Raw genomic sequence first — 419 nt, 5'->3', positions numbered from 1 at the left:
ATAGACGCTATTTAACACTTCACACGGTTTGTATACGGAAAAGCATTTTGCTTTTTGTATTCAATTTAGACAGAATTTTATTAATCATTTCAGGGTAATGGGGTGATGAGATGTTGCGTAACAGGGCCAGAAGGCTAGACTACAAAATAATGCGTTGATGATGGAGGCACTGTGGAAGCGATTAAGGGATCGGACGTTAATGTCCCGGATGCAGTATTTGCCTGGATGCTGGATGGTAGAGGCGGCGTTAAACCGCTGGAAAATACAGATGTGATTGATGAAGCGCATCCCTGTTGGCTCCACCTTAATTATGTACACCATGATAGCGCCCAATGGCTGGCGACAACACCGCTGCTTCCCAATAACGTACGTGATGCGCTGGCGGGCTAGAGCACGCGTCCCCGAGTCAGCCGTCTCGG

General features: G+C 47.7%; 2 protein-coding genes. Both read left to right on the top strand.

The window, feature by feature from the left end:
* The first annotated feature begins 110 nt into the window (after window positions 1–110).
* The gene (gene ydaN / locus AC0L3J_RS37535; RefSeq protein ID WP_211180494.1) at window positions 111–158 is read left to right on the top strand and encodes a protein YnaN; all 48 of its coding nucleotides are present in this window, start codon (window positions 111–113) and stop codon (window positions 156–158) included.
* Between the two features lie 13 nt (window positions 159–171).
* The gene (locus AC0L3J_RS37530) at window positions 172–390 is read left to right on the top strand and encodes a magnesium transporter CorA family protein (protein ID WP_458912821.1); all 219 of its coding nucleotides are present in this window, start codon (window positions 172–174) and stop codon (window positions 388–390) included.
* Window positions 391–419: the final 29 nt, after the last annotated feature.

This window comes from Bradyrhizobium sp. Kon37 (assembly GCF_055807535.1).
The sequence above is the reverse complement of the archived record's forward strand: the minus strand, read 5'-3'. Positions and strand labels throughout refer to the sequence as shown.